The following is a 15,947-nucleotide window of genomic DNA, read 5'->3' on the forward strand; positions in this document are numbered from 1 at the left end:
AAAAATTGGAGTTTTCTATGGAAATCAAATGGCTTAATCCCGATGCAAAGTTTGATCGACTCGTTTTGGCAGGCGATATTGGTGGTACGAACACGAACCTCGGCATGGTCGGTTACAAGGATGGCAAGTTTACGCTGATTCTTGAAACGGATTGCCCGTCCAAGGACATTTGCGGATTGATTGAACCTATTCGCGAAACGCTCCGCATTGCCGTAGAAAGCCGCGCAGACCTCAAGCCGTCCCACATCTGCATCAGCGCCGCGGGCCCCGTGGCTGCTAACAAGTGCGTCATGACGAACCTTCCGTGGAGTGTCGATGGCGATGCCATCAGCGATGCGACGGGAATCCCGACGCTCGTGATCAACGACTTCATGGCCATCAGCTACGGCATCCCGACTCTCGACGTGAACGATCCGGCCCAGATTCACCAGCTGGCTCACACCGACGGCAGCAAGCCCGCCCCGCAAAAGACGACCAAGGCAGTTGTCGGCCCGGGCACCGGCATGGGCGTGGGTTTCCTCGCATTTGATGGCGAAAAGTACATTCCGGCCTGCTCCGAAGGCGGCCATTCCACTTTTGCCCCGTTCGACAAGGATTCCCAGGAATTCCACGACTACATGGAAAAGAAACTCGGTGCAGTTCCTGGCGTAGAACCGCTTGTGTCCGGCATGGGTCTCCGTAACATGTACGAATGGTGGAAGGAAACCCGCGGCGTTCCCGATAATGAAGCCTTCAAGAAGATTGAAGAAACCGAACCGAACGACCGTCCGAAATATATCAGCCGTGCGAGCGACACCGACCCGGTGGCCGCCGAAATGATGCGCCTGTTCGTGAAGATGCTTGCCCGCTTTGCAAGCGATGCCGCAACGCTCTTCCTCCCGCTGGGCGGTTTCTACCTGGCCGGCGGTACGGTGCAGAAGGACCTGCGCTGGCTCGAACGCGACAATTTGTTCATGAAGTACTTCGAAAAGAACTACAACCCGAACATCCGTCCGCTCTTGAACAAGATCCCGGTGTACATCATCAAGGATTACTGTATCAGCCTGTACGGTGCCGCAAACGCAAGCCTGAACTTGCAGAAGTAATCTTAAATTCATCCCCTGTCGTCCTAGCGCCGCGTAGTGGCGATAGGATCTGTCGGGGATATTCGTATATTTATGCTTTTTTCGGAACTTCCTCTCGCTAATCCCCTGCAGCGTGCTGTCCGCGCTGTAGGCTACGAACAGCCGACTCCTATCCAGGAAAAGTCCATCCCTAGTTTGCTCGAGGGCAAGGACTTGCTGGGCATTGCGCAGACGGGTACGGGAAAGACGGCCGCCTTCGCGCTCCCTATTCTGCAGCTGTTGCTGGATTCGGGCAAGTTTCGTGCTCCGAAAACTTGCCGTGCGCTGATTCTTTTGCCGACGCGAGAACTCGCGATCCAGGTGGAGGATTGCTTTAAGCAGTACGCGCAGTTTACGGCCATTTCGACGGCTTGCATTTTCGGTGGCGTGAGCGATGTTTCGCAAAAGCGTAATTTAATCCGCGGTGTCGACGTGTTGGTGGCGACTCCGGGCCGCCTCTTGGATCTTATCAACCAGAAGGCCGTTTCGCTGAAGGCGCTGGAATTCTTCGTGCTCGACGAGGCCGACCGCATGCTCGATATGGGTTTTATCCACGATATCCGCAAGGTGGTGGCGCTCCTTCCGCAGAATAGGCAGAACCTGTTCTTCAGCGCGACCATGCCCGACGATATCACGAAGCTTGCCGCGACGATTTTGCGCCCGAACCCGGTGAGGGTCGAGGTGGCGCCGCAGAGCACGCCCATCGAACGCATTCATCAGGAACTTTACCGTATCGACAAGCGCCGCAAGGGAGCGCTCCTCAAGGAACTTCTGCTTGCGCATCCCGAGATGAAAAAGGTGCTCGTGTTCAGCCGCACCAAGCACGGTGCAGACAAGATAACGCGCGTGCTCGAAAAGGCGGGTATCAAGTGTGCCGCGATTCACGGCAATAAGAGCCAGAACCGCAGGCAAGAAGCCTTGGGCAACTTCAAGTGCGAACAAATTCGCGTACTGGTCGCGACGGATATCGCTGCCCGCGGAATCGACGTGGACGACGTGTCGCATGTGTTCAACTACGACCTGCCCGACGTCCCCGAAACTTTCGTGCACCGCATCGGTCGTACCGCCCGCGCCGGGAAAGACGGAATCGCTATTTCATTTTGCGCTCCCGACGAGGAACAGGACCTGCGTGCCATCGAGAAACTGACCCGCATCAGTATTCCCGAAGGTGACAAGTCTATTTTCGAGAAGCTCCCGCCTCCGCAAAAGGAGACTCCCGAAAGCGAAATGCGCAATGCCCGTGGCCGCGGATTTCCTCAAGGCAACCGTCACGGCAATAAGCAGAATCGTGGTGGTCAGAATCGTCATGAAAATCGCGACCGTCGCGAAAACCAGGAACGGGATGCTCGCGACCTGCAGAACGCCTCGCATCCGAAACAGAAACATCAAAAAACGCAAAATCAACAGAAATCGCAAAATCAGCAAAAACCGCAAAATCGCGAAAAGCCGAACGGCGGTAATCCTCAGAATCAGGAAGGCCGCCGCACTATCGGCAGGAACCGCCCCGGTTCACGCGCCCGCAAGCGCATGCGCGAAGAAGCCGCTAGATTGCAGGACCGTTCTCGCCCAAATAAGTGAAAAACGGCTAAATTCGACTAAAAATCGCCATTTATTGATAACTTGTCCACGCAAAGATGCCCTTTGCGTGGATTTTTCATCGTTTTTAGGGTTAACTTTATACTGGTGAGTTATGAAAGTCGCCTTTTTGAGGCGAAAAGGGATGAAATATGAAGTTTGCGAAGAACGTCAGGACGGCCGTCGCCCTCATTGGTTTCGGGCTCTGCACCTCGGCCATGGCAGAAAATCCGATTATCCAGACCTACTATTCGCCGGACCCGGCTCCGGTCGTGTTCGGTGATACGGTCTGCGTGTACACCGGCAACGACGAAGGCGGCCACTTCTTTACCATGCACGGTTGGCGCGTCTCCTGCACCACCGATATGGTGAACTGGACCGATCGCGGCGCGCTCATCCTTTCGAACGAGGACTTTGGCGGAAATGCCAAGAAGAACGGTGACTGGGCGGCGCAGGTGGTGCGCCGTAACGGCAAGTACTACTATTACGTGACCGTGGAATCGACCCGGGGCGGACGCGCCATCAACGTGGCCGTGGCTGACAGGCCCGAAGGTCCCTTCAAGGATGCGTTGAACGGCAAGCATCTCGCGGGTCCGAACTGGGACTACATCGATCCGACCGTATGGATTGACGACGACGGACAGGCTTACCTCTATTGGGGCAACCCGAAGCTTTATTATGCCAAACTCAAGGAAGACATGATTTCGTTCGATGGCGATATCAAGGTGACCGACATGAGCCGTGGTTTCGCTCCGAACGGAGAGGATTCCAAGTACACCGAAGGTCCGTGGATTCACAAGCGCGGCAAGAAGTATTACATGATTTATGCCTCCCACGGCGTGCCCGAAAAGATTTCGTACTCCACGAGTGATTCCCCGACGGGCCCGTGGACCTGGGGCGGTGTCATCATGGACCAGGGTAACAATACTGCATTCACCAACCATGCCGGCCTTATCGATTTCAAGGGGCGCAGTTTCTTCTTCTACCATAACCAGAAGAACGTGAACGGTGGTGGTTACAGCCGCTCTACTGCTATCGAGGAATTTACCTGGAATGCCGACGGTTCTATTCCGACCATCAAGTCCACTAACGATGGAGTCAAGAAACCGATCAAGAACCTGGACCCGTTCGAGCGCGTCGAAGCTGAAACTAAGGCATGGGTAGGCGGCATGACTGTCGACAAGCCTCGTGATCCCGATGGCGGCAACTATACCATCATCAACCATGTGGCGGTGGAATCGGGTAATGTCTACCTGACCGGAATGAGTACTGGTTTCTATACCAAGGTGCGTTCTGTCGATATGGGTGACGGTGCCGACCGCATTGTCCTTTGCACCAAGGGCAACGGTGGCAAACTTGAAGTCCATGCGGGCTCCGAGACGGGCGCCTTACTTGCTGCCATCAATGTGCCTGCAAGTTCCAAGTGGGAAGAAAATTCCTTTGATGTAGAAAACGCTGCCGGTGTCGACGACCTTTACTTTGTAGTGAAACAGGGCGGTTTCGATTTTGACTACTGGTACATGGAAAGCGAAAAGACCGCCGTTCCGCAGACTCCGTACAAGGGTATCGCTGCAACGATTCCGGGCAAGATCGAAGCGGAGAACTACGATGAAGGCGGACACAACAAGGCCTTCTACGATGCCGACCGCGAAAACCAGGGCAAGGCCTACCGCGAAGACGAGGTCGACATCGTTGGCTTTGGCTGCTCCGACGAAAGCAATACCAAGGATTGCGAAGGCTATGCAATTGGCTACACGCAGGCGGATGAATGGCTCGAATATACGGTCAATGTCGCAGCCGATGCCAAGTACGATATCACGGCAAACCTGGCGACTCCGTTTGAAACGGCGGGCCTCCAGCTGTTTGTCGATGGCGAACCCGTTACGGAATCGCTTACTGGCTTAAAGACCGACGAAGAGATGTTTGATGTCTACAAGGAAACGGAACTCGGTTCCGTGGAACTCAAGAAGGGTGAACATGTGCTCAAGCTCCTCATTACGGGCGAATACCTGAACGTGGACTGGATCAAGTTCGAAGATCCGAACAATCCGATGAAGCTTGCCCGTGAGATTCGCCTTGCCCCGCAGCAGAATGCCTCTTACAACGTATTCGGTGCAACGGGCAAGTTCCTCGGCCGCATCGATAATGTCGGTACGAACCTCTCTGCGACCCTCAAGCAGGCGGGCTATGCAAGCGGCGCCTACATCGTGCGCGGTATCGGCCACTCCAAGGCGATGCGCGTGACGGTGAAGTAATTCGACTTCCTACTTATACAACATAAAAAAGGCCGTGGCGATTTTGAAGTCGCGGTTTTTTTTGTAAATTATTGTTAATAACAAACAAAATAATTACAATTAAATGATAAAAACTGGGAAATCAGGCTGGGAAAACCATTTTTTTCTATATTGAATCCATATAAATTTACAGGGTACATGAATGAAAAAATTTATAGTGGACCAGTTTGCGGTATAGCCTTGACTGACTCGGATGGAAACGTTGTTTACGGAAAAATCCCTTCAGTTAACGAATGTCAATCCTATGATGCACCGAGTCTTTTGGAAATGCAATATGTGTGGAGGTTCTAGCATGAAATTGATTGTTGCGATTCTTGTTGCGTTCGTCCTTTTGGGCTGTACGGACCATACCTCTACGGGACCGGTTGAAAAAAAGGAAGAAAGGCTTTATGGCTGGCGGTGGGACGATTTCAAGCCTGTCCCGGATGCCTCGAAAATGTTTGGAGGTCTGCGAGAAATCTACAATGTAGGGGAATGGATTGTATTGATGGATGATTATTATTCAAGCAATGCATACACCTCGCCGGGAAAGGTTACTGCGACTCCTAGGATATATGCGTCTAGAATCGGCTCCACTCAATGGGATACCCTTTCCAGTTCCGAATGGATTCGGTATATCTACGGAGATTCTACGGGACTTTATGCGGGAACGCAATTAAGCGGCAAGGTGCTGAAATATGATTTTGACAAGAAATCTTGGGCTGATTTATACACGCTTCCGTTTGACCCTAAAGGTGCTTTTGACATTTACGGAATAGCAACGTATGGGGGACGGCCTGTTGTCTGCTTTGCCGGTTTTGCTGATACGGCGGATAGGCGGGATGACAACATTGTACTTTTTATGAAAATGCAGACGGATACGGGCTGGGTAGATATCACATACGATTACGATTCGTCCAAGGAATATCCCTTTCAATTCCACAAGGGGGTGGAACTGAATGGTAAATTGTATGCCATTAGCGGTGATCGCGGGGTATGGCGCTTTGACGGAAGCTGGAAAAGGCTTGCTCGGCTCCCTCACCCAGATTGGGCAACTTGGGTTCCTGCAGATGATACAAGTGATATTGCAATGGACATTGTTGTGCATAAAGAAAAAATCTATGTTATTGGTCATAAATATTCTACTAATGTTTTAGAATACGATGAAGCCTTAAATCAATGGAATCCTATAGATAGTGTTATTGCAACTTATGATGAGACTATTGATCCAGCAGACCCATTCGCTGATCCTAATAGGGGATATAGGACTTTTCATAATACTCCTTCTAGGAGATATGCCCTTGTTTCCGATGGCGAACATCTTTTTATTGCAGGAGATCCTCCTTGGCCTGCCGTGTACATGGGGGATTACGGTATGCCTTACGGAAATGAGGAAAAGGGCTGGCGGTTCGTGAAGGGCAATTTTTGTGAGAATCTGAGATGCCTGTCGACGCAGGCAACCTACGATATGGAAGTGGTTGGAGATACCCTGTACTTGGCAAACTGGAGCGGTGTGCTGAAATTCCCCCTTGCTGACCTGGACAGCGCTATAGCCAAGGAACAATCGTACCCGGAGGCATATTAGCAATTTTCGGTCTGTTTTCCCCTGAAAACAGAAAATCACCCCCTGGAATGTTCATTTCGGGGGGCGATTTTATTCCGCTTCGATAGGCACGAATGCGTTCTTGCTGTCGAATCCTGCAGGCAGGTCCCAGTCGTCATCCTTGGGCATGGCGGCTGCCTTCGGCTGGGCAGGCTGTGCGGGTTGCGTGACGGCTGCGTTTTCGGCAGGAGCGCTCGCCGGAGCGGCGTTCGGGGTAGCCGGTTCCGTTGCGACCGTGTTTTCAGCAGCCTGCGGTGCCGCTGTCGTTGCTGTTGTGTTTTCGCCCGAGGCTGTCTGCGGTGCGGCTTCGGTGTTTTCCGATGGTGCTGGCGGTTCTGCCGTGGCGGCCTGTTCTGTCGCGGGCATCGGGAGACTTACCATGATTCCGTTTTCGGCTGCAGTTTCTGCGGCCGCGTTCTGCACTTGCGGCGGGGTGAAACCTGGGACGTCGATCCACGGGAGCGGGCGTCCCTGGGCCGCCTCTGCGCCTGCCATAATGTTTCCGGTCATCGGGTCCACCGTCAGCTGGCCGCGTTCGTTGGGGAGTACCAGCGGTACTTCGCCCGCGGCAAGCATCGAGATGTCAAGGAAGTCAATCTTTTCGGGGATGCCGAGAATTTCGATTTCTTTCTTCGCGAAATCGGCCCACTGCGGAAGGCCTCCGCTTGCGCCCGCAATGCGTGTGCGTCCGGATTTCAGCGGTTTGTTGTCATCGAAGCCCACGTAGCTTCCGATAGCGACCACGGAGTCCGTCGAGATGCCGTTCTTCTCGTTCACGTAAGTGGGGAGTGCTCCCATGAAGGCCACGTTCCTGTAATCGTTGGTGGTACCGGTTTTTCCGAGTGCCGGGTAGCGCAGCGTAATGGCGCTGTCCGGGGAAGTCACCGTCATGCTGCTGTACTGGCTTCGGGCCGTGCCGTTTACGAACACGGAATGTAACATCACCGCCATTTGCGAGGTAATCGTATCGCCGAGCACGACCTTGCTTTCGGTCTTGTTCCTGAAAATCACCTTGCCGTCGCGGTTCTTGATTTCCTTGATGAAACAGGGATCGGTCCAGTCGCCGTCCAGGCACTTGAAGACCTTGCCCGTGAGCATCGTCTGGTAGGCGGTGGAAATCTCGGCGAGCGTAATGTCGTTTACGCCGAGCGGCATGCTGAATACCTTCTGCAGTTTCTGGTGGATGCCGATTTCTTTTGCGAACCGGGCGTATTCCGCGAACGAAAGTGAACGCCGGAAGTCGGGCCAGTAGCGGATATGTTCGGCATCAAGGTAGTCCGCTTCTCCGTCGACCGGTTCGATCATCGTCGAGAGTCGCTTCATGTCGGCGAGCGTAAAGTGGTCGTACAGCACCACCGAATCGAGCGGCGTGAGCACGGCGGTCGGGTCCAGCTCCTGGGCCTGGCGCTCGCGCAGGATTTCCGCATAGCGCTTGTAGTTGTGGTTGATGAAGGCGATGATCTTCGAATCCTTCTTCGCCTGCTTGATAGCGATGTCGTTGAAGGTCCCGTAGCGCAGGTTCATCACGTCGCGGGCCTTGTCGTCCTTGCCTTCGTTCCTGTAGCGTTCGGCGAGGGCGTCGCGGGCCTTGGTGAATTCGATTTCGCGCTTGGCCTCTTCTTTCAGGATCAGCCCGAACTTGTCGCGCAGGCGTTCGAAGTATTTCTTGGTGTCTTCGTCTTCGGTGCGGGCGTAGCCGTTGGCGGCGGCCACTTCGTTGAATTCTTCGAGCGGAACCTTGTCGAGCAGGTGTTCCAGGAGCCAGATGCTCGCGATATTTTCGGATCGCGTCGTGGCCCAGGCGATGCTCACGACATCACCCTTGTTCTTGTGGTCGGGACGCGGGAAATAGAACTGGTTCACGAACTGGAAAACGTTGAAGTCGTTCTCGAGCATGTCGAGGTAATGCCAGTGGTACTTGAGCGCAAGGGCGTAAAGAATCGGCTTCCAGCTGGAACCGAGCTGTCGCACCGCCTTGAAGCTGCGGTCGAATCCGGTATTGTGGAAACCGCCCTGGCTTGCGATCACGTTTCCGTTCTGGATGGCGAAAAGTCCGCCCTGCAGCACGGGTTCCGTTTCGATCTGGCACTGTGCGAATCCGTCTATCAGTTTGTCGTCCATGACGCTCACCAGCAGGATGGCGCCTTTCTTGAGCTGCGGTGCCAGAATCTTGTTCACGTCACCGCCGGCTTTTTTCGCGAAGTCCTTGACGGCCGCCTCGGAGACCATTCCCTTGAGCAGGCCGAATCCCAGCGTCAACGACTTGAGGCTTCCCTTTTCGTCGACCGTGATGCTGTCGATGGTGCCGTACAGGTAGTCGCCCTTGCGAGCCGTCTGGGCGCGGTTCGCGAATTGCGCCTTCGGGAGCACGAAACCGCCCAACTGCATCTGGAGTCCGCTGATGTTTGCCTGCAGCGCGGTCTTCGCGGCGTCCTGGCTCCTGGCGTCCACGGTCGTCGTAATCGAGAGCTGCGCCTTACGCCAGTCCTCGATTCCTTCGGCCTCGAATTTCTTCTGGAAAAATTCGCCGTCCAGCTTTTCTTCGATGCGGTCGAGCATCGTGCTGACGCTGAAACGGAAATTGCCGTGGTTGAATTCGAGCGGTTTCGCGAGGGCTGCGTCCATGTCCTCTTGCGATATATAGTTTTCCTCGACCATGCGACCGAGCACATATTCCAGGCGTTCCTTGCCGCGGGCGAGCGCCTTCTCGCGGCGTTCGGCGTTACGCTGGATAAACGGGTCGTAGTTGAAGGGGCCCTTCACGGAACCGGCGATAAAGGCGCATTCGGCAAGGGTGAGGTCCTTGAGGTCCTTGTTGAAAAAGTACTGCGCGGCGATGGCGACGCCTTTCCCGGTACCCGAAACGTGGAACTGGTTCAGGTAGAATTCCAGGATTTCTTCCTTGCTGAAATGGTTTTCCATACGGAGCGCGTTGATGAGCTCCTTGCCCTTCTCCTTGATGCTCCTTTCTTCGCGTCCGAAAATGTTCTTGACGGTCTGCTGGGTGAGCGTGGATCCGCCCTGGCGCATGTGGCCGCTTTTCAGGTTCGAGACCATGGCGCGGGTAAAGCCGTAGATGCTGAAACCGTCGTGGTTCCAGTAGCCGGCGTCTTCGGCGGCGATCAGGGCGTTCACGATGTTTGCCGGGATGTCGCCGTAGGGCACGTACACGCGGTGGTTTGCATCGAAAAAGGCGCCCAGGAGCTGTTCTCCGTCGTTATAGTAGACGCGGGTCTCGCCCGAAAGGACTTGCAGGATGGTCGCGCGGTTGAACTGGTTGTCCGGATCCTGGGTCGGCAGGATCTTGAAGACGACGATATAGGCGGGAATACAGCAAATCAGGCCGACCAGGGCGAATGCGGCCACGATTTTGAGCAATTTTTTAAGGAGATGCATACTAAAAATTTAGAAATTTTGGTTTTGTACTTCGCTAATTGTAAAAAAATGTGCGTTTTTGGGGCGAAATTTAGGGTTTTTGCTTCTTTACCCTTGAAAAATTGCCGAATTTTATCTAAAATTTGTGTCCCCGAGATGGGAAGATGGCCGAGCTGGCCGAAGGCGCGTCCCTGCTAAGGACGTATAGGACTTAATCCTATCGCGAGTTCGAATCTCGCTCTTCCCGCTGCAAAGACCCCTAGGAGCAATCCTGGGGGTCTTTTGTTTCGAAAAAATACTTCCCTAGGCTCTAATTTCTACCAAGTAAGTTCTTTTTTTGCGATTTTGCTAATTTCAAATTATATATTATTAGGGAAAATAATCCCAAGGAGTTTAATATGAAAGCCTCTAGTTTTATTGCTGGTCTTGCCGTAGGTGCCGCAGCCGCTATTGCTGTTTCCAAGAAAATCAAGGCCCTTTGCGCCGACGAAGACGAATCCTGCGAAAGCGACGCCGCCCTCAAGGATGCCGAAAATACGGTGCAGAGTCTCCGCAATTCCGCCGACAGCCTTTTGAATGACCTCAAGACCCAGACCGAGGCCAAGCAGACATACGCCGCCCAGTGCGAAGACCTTAAGGACCAAGTAGCCAAGAAGGATGCCGAAATCGAGAACCTGAAGAACATCTGCGACAAGCAGGCGGGCGAAATCAGCAAGCTCGAAGCGAATCAGGGCTAAAAAGGCATCGCCGCCCTGTCGTGTGTTTTCTAAATTGCTCTTCGTGGCACTTTTGTTGCATAGACGAATGATTGAAGGACTGGTGCTTGCATCGGTCCTCTTTGGGCTATGTATCCTGCTTTCGGCCTGCGAAGAAATCGAAGAGGAAAAGCCGTGGCTCCAGGTGGAACGCCCGGAAATGCTCTTTACCGATACCACCCTGATGGACAGCTACGACAAGGGCGTTCTCGCCTGGAAGCTGAAGACCGCCTATCTGGAACGCTGGAGCGACAAGGAGGTCGTTTTCGTGCGTCCGGTGCTGGTGGATATCTACGATTCTCTCGGCGAACGTACGGCGTTCCTGCGTGCGGATTCCGGACGCATGGACCTGAAGTTCACTTATGTCTATGCCTATGGGCACGTGTATGCGCTTACTCCCAAGGGCGCCTCGGTGCGTTCCGATTCGCTCATCTGGAACAAGAAGGACAACCTGGTGACGACGCAGAGCTACGTGCGCGTGGTGAGCGAAGAAGGCGACGTGCTGCAGGGGCAGGGTTTCGTGAGCGACGCCCACATGGACAACTGGCGTATCCTTTCGAACGTGACGGGAATTTTCCAGGATGCCGCCCGGCGCCTGAAAGACGAAGACAAGAAGCAGGCTAAAGAAATCGAGACCCGCGACAGTGCGCAGGCGGCGACACCCGAAAGTACTCCCGCAAGTTCTGCCTCTGCTGCCCCGACGAAAAATCCGCAGCAAGCTTCGCCGCAAAATTCTCAACAGAATACGCAGCAAAACCCGCCGCAGAAACCGCAGGCGAAGGCTGAACCTGCGAAGCCGAAAAAAGATGCCGGAGCACCGAAGGCGGCGCAGTCCGTCCCGGACTCAGCATCGGCAAAAGCCGGTCCGGATTTGCCGAGGCACCCCGCCAAGAGCGGCGAGCGCCCGAAGGCGAAGGTGATGGTGGACTAGTGGGCGCACCGATTTGTAATATGCTGCGCGGGCTTTTGCCGCTGCTGCTTGTCGCGCTCCTCGCGACAGGCGCCGCCGCCCAGACATCGCCACTGATCATGAAGCACGCCGACAGCCTTGCTGTCGCCCGCAAGCGCGGTACCCTGCTCTTGCAGGGTCGTGTACACTTTGTACACGACAGCGTGCAGTTCCGCACACAGCGCGCCTTCTGGAACAAGGACGCCGAGACGGTGCAGTGCGGCGGCGGCTTCCTCTTTACGCACCCGTCCGGATTCATCGACGCGCACAACGGCGTCTACCAGAAGAAAAAGGGAATCGCGACTGCGTCTGGCGACGTGCATGCGGGCGATTCCGCGGCAACCTACCTCTTTACGGGCGAGTATCTGGAATACGATCGCGAGAACGAAATTCTCACGATGCCGCAGAAGCCGAAACTCTACCAGTTCGAAAAGACGAAAAACGGCAAGATCGATACGGTGACGATTTCCGCAAGGCGCATTATCTACAACAAGAAAAACGCTTTCGCCGAGGCCTACGGCCAGGTGAAGGTGACGCAGAACGACATGGTGGTCACCTGCGATACGGGCTACTTTGACCGCCAGAACAACTGGCTCTCGATGAAGGGGCACCCGACCTGCGACATGAAGAATTACCACCTGACGGGCGATTCGATTTTCCTGGTGCTGGACTCTGCCGGAAAGTCGCTCAAGTCCGCCCTCGTGATCCGCAATGCCCACGGCGTGCAGCAGGAAGAAGCCAAGAGGGGCGCCCCTGGCCATGTGACCGAGGCGTTCGGCGATACGCTGTATGCGGAATTCAGCAAGGACAAGATCGAGCGTCTGTACGTGAACCTGAATGCCCGCGGATTCTTCTACGAGGACGACCTCAAGGACTACCGCAACCTGATGGACGGGGACCGCCTCGACCTGTATTTCAACCAGGGCAAGATGGACAAGGCGGTCGTTTCGGGCAAGGCGCAGAGCACCTATTTTTACGTGAAGAAGGACCGCTCGGTCGCGGGCAAGAACGAGGCGACTGGCGATACCATCCACATCCTGTTCGATGCGCAGAAAAATGCGGTCAAGTCGCTTAGGCTTCTCGGTGGCGGTACCATGGCGAGCGGCCGCTATATCGATATGGAAAAGACGGAACGCCTGCGCAAGGAAGCGCAGAAGGATTCCCTGGAAAAGGCTCGTGCCGAGCGTGACTCCCTCCGCAAGGCGACTGCTGTGAAGGATTCCTCCGCAATGGCGCGGAACCCCCAAAAACGCGGATTTTTTGACAAATTGAGAAAAAAGAAAGATAAGACTAACACGGCACCGTCGGATTTAGTAAATTCTTCCAGTAGCAGAAAGGAACCATGAAAAACTTAGTGAGTACCATACGCACGGAACACCTGAGAAAGGTCTATGGCGGTCGCCAGGTCGTGAGCGACGTGTCCATCCGCGTGTCGCAGGGTGAAATCGTCGGGCTGCTCGGGCCGAACGGTGCGGGGAAGACGACGTCGTTCTATATGATCGTGGGCATGGTCCGTCCGGAGTCGGGACATATCTTCCTCGACGATATCGAGATGACGGACAAGCCGATGTACAAGCGTGCGCGCCTCGGTATCGGTTACCTGCCGCAGGAAGCCTCCATCTTCCGCAAGCTAAGTGTCGAGGACAACATCATGGCGATTCTCGAGACGCAGGGCATGAAACGGTCCGAGCGCAAGCGCCGCCTCGAAGAACTGCTGGAAGAATTCAAGATTACGCACATCCGCAAGACCAAGTCCATGAGCTGCTCGGGCGGTGAACGCCGCCGCCTCGAAATTGCGCGCGCCCTCGCGAGCGACCCGTCGTTCCTGTTGCTCGACGAACCTTTCGCAGGTATCGATCCGATTGCCGTGGCCGATATCCAGTCGATTATATCGGGGCTCAAGGAACGTGGAATGGGCGTACTCATTACCGACCACAACGTGCGCGAGACGCTCTCGATTACCGACCGAGCCTATATCATGTACAAGAGCCAGGTGCTGACGGAAGGTTCTTCGGAATACCTCGCGAACGACCCCGAAGCTCGCCGCATTTACCTAGGAGATTCGTTCAGTTTAGGATAGACAAACTTCAACAAGATTGACAGTCATTCTCGACCGAAGGGAGGGAATCCAGTGCTGGATCCCGTCGCTACGCTCCAGGATGACTTGCTTCTAATCACTTTCTACTACTTATCGCCTATGGATTTCGGATTGCAACTTGGTACCTCTCAACGACTGGAGCAGACGCTCTCGCCGCAGTTACGGCAGTTCGTAACCATTCTGCAGAAAAATTCCTTGGAACTCGACACGGCGATCAAGGAAGAACTGGAAAGCAACCCGCTTCTGGAACTGGACGATTCCGCGCCGATGGACGAACGCGAAGTCCACGATGACGAGCTTCCGGATTCCGGGGCGGAACTCAAGGACGACCGTCCCGACGATTACGACGATTACGATTCCGCGGACTATTCCTCGCTCGAGGACAGCGCCGTGGGCGATAGCCAGCTTTTGGACGGTTCCGACAGCGGCGATATCAACTACGAGCAGTACCTGAAGGACGGCTCCATGAACGAGGACGCCCCGTTCAAGGATCTGAATGCCCCCTCGAACGATGCGGACGACGAATGGGACCGCCCCATCAAGGATTACGGGAAGAGCCTTCAGGACAAGTTGCGTGACCAGTTGCTGCTGTGGTCCGGCACGAAGGAGCAATTGGAACAGCTCTCCAAGGAAGGCTGCTCCGAAAAGCGTTTCCGCCAGCTGGTGGAATACCTGATCGATTCCCTCGACGAAAACGGTTTTTTGCAGGGGGTGTCCTCGGAGGTGTCGCTGATCCGCGAATCGCAGGACCCGCTGGTCAACGAAATCGAGACGATGCTCCGCGGCGAGAAGTCCCTCGAGGAGTGTTCGCTCCCCGTGCGTGAGGCGCTCCACGTGCTGCAGGGCTTTACTCCGCGCGGTATCGGAGCCCGTGACCAGCGCGAATGCTTTATGATCCAGGCTTACGCCATCCCGAATTTTCCGCCGCTCGGCATCAGGATTCTCGAAAACTGTTACGAGGACCTTCTTTCGTTACGTTATGCGAAAATCGCCAAGGCGCTCGGGGTATCGACCGAAGAGGTGCAACAGGCCGTGGCTAGTTTTGCAAGGCTCAATCCGCACCCCGGTTTCCAGCTGTCGAATGCCCGCATCCAGACTGTCGCCGCCGACCTGAAGGTCGTCGAGAAGCATGGCCGCATGGAAGTGGAATCGGTCCGCTCCTCGATGCAGAAGCGTCTCCGTGTCAACCAGACCTACAAGGCGATTCTAGACGACAAGGGCGCTTCCAAGTCCGACAAGGAATACGTGCGCACGCACCTCTTTAAGGCCGTGGAATTCATCAAGGCGCTCGACAACCGCTACTCGACCATGGAACTCGTGATGCGGGCGATATTCAAACGCCAGAAAGATTTCTTCACCAAGGGTCCCGCTTTCCTGAAGCCTATGGTGCAGCAGGACATCGCCGACGACATCAAGCGCGACGTGAGCACCGTGAACCGTTCCATCAACGGCAAGTACGTGGATACTCCCTACGGAGTCTACGAACTCAAGCGCTTCTTTACCTCGGGTGTCAAGCAGGATAGCCTTCCCGGCGCAAGCGGCGAGGAACTCAGTTCGGCGACCATCCTGGACGCCATCAAGAAGCTCGTGGATGCCGAGGACAAGAAGAAACCCCTTTCGGACCAGGCCATTTCGGACAAGTTGGCCGAGCAGGGAATCCAGGTGGCGCGCCGTACGGTCGCCAAGTACCGCGAAAAGGAACTGCGCATTCTTCCGGCAAGTCAGCGAAAAAGACTGATTTAGCTCCTTTTAGGTGGCATTATTCCAATTTGGAATAATTTTTTTGAAAAATTTTTCAAAAAACTTTGTTTTTGAACAAAAAAAGATGTATATACTCTAAACGTGGAGCAAAAGTTCCACCAATAAAATAAGAACCCTTTCTATGGAGGTTATTAATATGGATATTCAGTTCTCTGCTCGTCATTTCAACGCTTCTGCCGGACTTCAGGATCGCATTCAAGAAGAAATGGACAAATTGGCCCGCTTCTATCCGAATATCACCAGTGCCTCCGTTATTCTTGACCACGAAGTAGAACATCAGCGTCATTGTGAAATTACCGTGAACATTACCGGCTCCCAGGTGGTTGCTTCCGCAGACGAAGAAAACATGGGCAAGGCCGTCGACGTGACGCTCGAACGTATCAAGGTCCAGCTCAAGAAGGCTAACGATAAGCAGAACGATCACCGTGCCCAGCCCGTTTCCGAAGTTGTATAAC

Annotated in this window: 11 protein-coding genes and 1 tRNA gene; 11 read left to right on the top strand and 1 reads right to left on the bottom strand. The window is 54.5% G+C overall.

The features are described from left to right. The first annotated feature begins 17 nt into the window (after positions 1 to 17). The 4 genes from Q0P86_RS06845 to Q0P86_RS06860 all read left to right on the top strand — a co-directional run bounded on the left by Q0P86_RS06845 (position 18) and on the right by Q0P86_RS06860 (position 6,536). Complete coding sequence (locus Q0P86_RS06845) at positions 18 to 1,085, top strand: glucokinase (RefSeq protein ID WP_295038323.1); 1,068 nt, start codon at positions 18 to 20, stop codon at positions 1,083 to 1,085. A gap of 72 nt (positions 1,086 to 1,157) precedes the next feature. Beyond that, positions 1,158 to 2,681: a DEAD/DEAH box helicase gene (locus Q0P86_RS06850; RefSeq protein ID WP_295038325.1), complete on the top strand. Its 1,524-nt coding sequence runs from the start codon at positions 1,158 to 1,160 to the stop codon at positions 2,679 to 2,681. Positions 2,682 to 2,830: 149 nt separating this feature from the next. Continuing rightward, complete coding sequence (locus Q0P86_RS06855; protein ID WP_295038327.1) at positions 2,831 to 4,933, top strand: family 43 glycosylhydrolase; 2,103 nt, start codon at positions 2,831 to 2,833, stop codon at positions 4,931 to 4,933. A gap of 331 nt (positions 4,934 to 5,264) precedes the next feature. Further along, the gene (locus Q0P86_RS06860) at positions 5,265 to 6,536 is read left to right on the top strand and encodes a hypothetical protein (protein ID WP_295038329.1); all 1,272 of its coding nucleotides are present in this window, start codon (positions 5,265 to 5,267) and stop codon (positions 6,534 to 6,536) included. A 69-nt stretch (positions 6,537 to 6,605) separates the two neighbouring features. On the opposite strand, the gene Q0P86_RS06865 is transcribed toward Q0P86_RS06860, so the two are convergent. Further along, positions 6,606 to 9,950: a transglycosylase domain-containing protein gene (locus Q0P86_RS06865; protein WP_295038330.1), complete on the bottom strand. Its 3,345-nt coding sequence runs from the start codon at positions 9,948 to 9,950 to the stop codon at positions 6,606 to 6,608. A 137-nt stretch (positions 9,951 to 10,087) separates the two neighbouring features. Here Q0P86_RS06865 and Q0P86_RS06870 point away from each other — a divergent pair. The 7 genes from Q0P86_RS06870 (at position 10,088) to raiA (ending at position 15,946) form a co-directional block, all read left to right on the top strand. Then, a tRNA-Ser gene (locus Q0P86_RS06870) sits at positions 10,088 to 10,176 on the top strand. A 151-nt stretch (positions 10,177 to 10,327) separates the two neighbouring features. Further along, complete coding sequence (locus Q0P86_RS06875; RefSeq protein ID WP_290992648.1) at positions 10,328 to 10,666, top strand: hypothetical protein; 339 nt, start codon at positions 10,328 to 10,330, stop codon at positions 10,664 to 10,666. Between the two features lie 67 nt (positions 10,667 to 10,733). After that, entirely contained in the window at positions 10,734 to 11,615 is an 882-nt protein-coding gene (gene lptC / locus Q0P86_RS06880) for an LPS export ABC transporter periplasmic protein LptC (protein ID WP_294112349.1), read from the top strand. Between the two features lie 20 nt (positions 11,616 to 11,635). After that, a complete protein-coding gene (locus Q0P86_RS06885) occupies positions 11,636 to 12,979 on the top strand; it encodes a hypothetical protein (RefSeq protein WP_295038332.1) in 1,344 nt (447 codons plus the stop codon). Beyond that, positions 12,976 to 13,713 carry an LPS export ABC transporter ATP-binding protein gene (gene lptB / locus Q0P86_RS06890; RefSeq protein WP_321135270.1) on the top strand — a complete coding sequence of 246 codons (738 nt, stop codon included), beginning with the start codon at positions 12,976 to 12,978 and terminating at the stop codon, positions 13,711 to 13,713. The genes Q0P86_RS06885 and lptB overlap by 4 nt, the downstream gene beginning before the upstream one ends. Positions 13,714 to 13,764: 51 nt before the next feature. Beyond that, positions 13,765 to 15,474 (top strand): RNA polymerase factor sigma-54, encoded by a 1,710-nt coding sequence (gene rpoN / locus Q0P86_RS06895; protein ID WP_290992654.1) that lies wholly within the window; start codon positions 13,765 to 13,767, stop codon positions 15,472 to 15,474. A gap of 154 nt (positions 15,475 to 15,628) precedes the next feature. Beyond that, positions 15,629 to 15,946, top strand: coding sequence for a ribosome-associated translation inhibitor RaiA (gene raiA / locus Q0P86_RS06900; RefSeq protein ID WP_072979834.1), 318 nt, complete (start codon positions 15,629 to 15,631; stop codon positions 15,944 to 15,946). Position 15,947 lies beyond the last annotated feature (1 nt).

Origin of the sequence: uncultured Fibrobacter sp., assembly GCF_946062555.1 — a bacterium.
Taxonomy (GTDB): domain Bacteria; phylum Fibrobacterota; class Fibrobacteria; order Fibrobacterales; family Fibrobacteraceae; genus Fibrobacter.

What these genes read in the sequence shown, in the direction of transcription:
- Q0P86_RS06850 (WP_295038325.1), top strand. Translation starts at nt 1,158, where the DNA reads ATGCTTTTTTCGGAACTTCCTCTCGCTAATCCCCTGCAGCGTGCTGTC.
- Q0P86_RS06865 (WP_295038330.1), bottom strand. Translation starts at nt 9,950, where the DNA reads ATGCATCTCCTTAAAAAATTGCTCAAAATCGTGGCCGCATTCGCCCTG.
- lptB (WP_321135270.1), top strand. Translation starts at nt 12,976, where the DNA reads ATGAAAAACTTAGTGAGTACCATACGCACGGAACACCTGAGAAAGGTC.
- Q0P86_RS06855 (WP_295038327.1), top strand. Translation starts at nt 2,831, where the DNA reads ATGAAGTTTGCGAAGAACGTCAGGACGGCCGTCGCCCTCATTGGTTTC.
- Q0P86_RS06885 (WP_295038332.1), top strand. Translation starts at nt 11,636, where the DNA reads ATGCTGCGCGGGCTTTTGCCGCTGCTGCTTGTCGCGCTCCTCGCGACA.
- Q0P86_RS06860 (WP_295038329.1), top strand. Translation starts at nt 5,265, where the DNA reads ATGAAATTGATTGTTGCGATTCTTGTTGCGTTCGTCCTTTTGGGCTGT.
- raiA (WP_072979834.1), top strand. Translation starts at nt 15,629, where the DNA reads ATGGATATTCAGTTCTCTGCTCGTCATTTCAACGCTTCTGCCGGACTT.
- Q0P86_RS06845 (WP_295038323.1), top strand. Translation starts at nt 18, where the DNA reads ATGGAAATCAAATGGCTTAATCCCGATGCAAAGTTTGATCGACTCGTT.
- lptC (WP_294112349.1), top strand. Translation starts at nt 10,734, where the DNA reads ATGATTGAAGGACTGGTGCTTGCATCGGTCCTCTTTGGGCTATGTATC.
- Q0P86_RS06875 (WP_290992648.1), top strand. Translation starts at nt 10,328, where the DNA reads ATGAAAGCCTCTAGTTTTATTGCTGGTCTTGCCGTAGGTGCCGCAGCC.